General features: G+C 44.2%; 1 protein-coding gene. It reads right to left on the bottom strand.

What is annotated here, in order from left to right:
* A partial coding sequence (locus JGK14_RS00195; RefSeq protein ID WP_325314560.1) for a hypothetical protein occupies positions 1 to 1000 on the bottom strand: 1000 nt, incomplete at both ends.

The raw sequence follows: 1000 nt of genomic DNA, 5'->3' as shown, positions 1-1000 counted from the left end.
TTTCTTCATTTTGGCGATGCCAAGATATTTGTAAATCTCTTCTACTTTGTCGCAACAATTCATTGGCTTGTACCTTTGTGGATAATTGGGCAAGTTTTGTGGGATTTGAACTGGCGTAGTGTCAAAAATTAATCTATTAACCATGTACTGTAGCGTAACTGCATTTCCGCTAACTAGAGTACACTCTTTTTCCCCTGATTGCCTTACTGTTTTCACGTTCGCCGAAGCATTTGAATTCAAGCTATTCAAATAATCGTTGATTAACGAAGCCTTACCTAGTAGGGCAAATGGAGATTCTGGGTAAACACTGGGAATAAACAATCGATTACCTGCTCGCGTTGCAGGACGAGTCGATGTTTGACTGCTCGACACAATAGCTCGAATGGAAATACCGAAGCGTACTACCCCCGGTGCTACATTTTGAGAAAATCCTGATATTAATCCATCTTCCACGGTGGCAACAATAATTTCCCCGCTAACGGATTCGCCAGCAGCTAACCCCCAGCCAGTGTCAGTCATGTCGAAATGCACTCTTGAAGTTTCGACACCATTCCCACCACCAGTTTTGTTGACTCTCACCCCAAACGGATAGGGCGATTTCATTTGTGTGAGAGAAGTAATCTTGTTTTCGTCTGCCGGATGGACATCAATCGATAAAAAGCCATTTCCCTGACGATTGTAACCGAAATGATCACCGACATTCCAGCCAGTTGTACAATGCCAGGGAACCCCATTGTAGTAAGACCAGGATGATCGGGAATTACCTACAAGAGCCAAGCAAATAGGATCTCCTTCTGGCACATAACTATTTATTATCGGAGCTAGCGGAGTGGTAATTGAAATTGGTGCTGGAGGAGGAGATTGCACCGCAGGTGGTGGCAAATCCTCTATTGTTTTCTCCCCATCGGGAGCAAATGTCACACCGCCCTTAGCGCCCGGTATTTCATACCCCAATCTTATAGAAGTTTTGCCGTCTTTGTCGTTGGCAACTTCAATTTTA

Source organism: Microcoleus sp. PH2017_28_MFU_U_A, from assembly GCF_020738035.1.
In the GTDB taxonomy this organism is placed as follows: domain Bacteria; phylum Cyanobacteriota; class Cyanobacteriia; order Cyanobacteriales; family Microcoleaceae; genus Microcoleus.
This window is presented reverse-complemented; position numbering and strand designations above follow the sequence as displayed.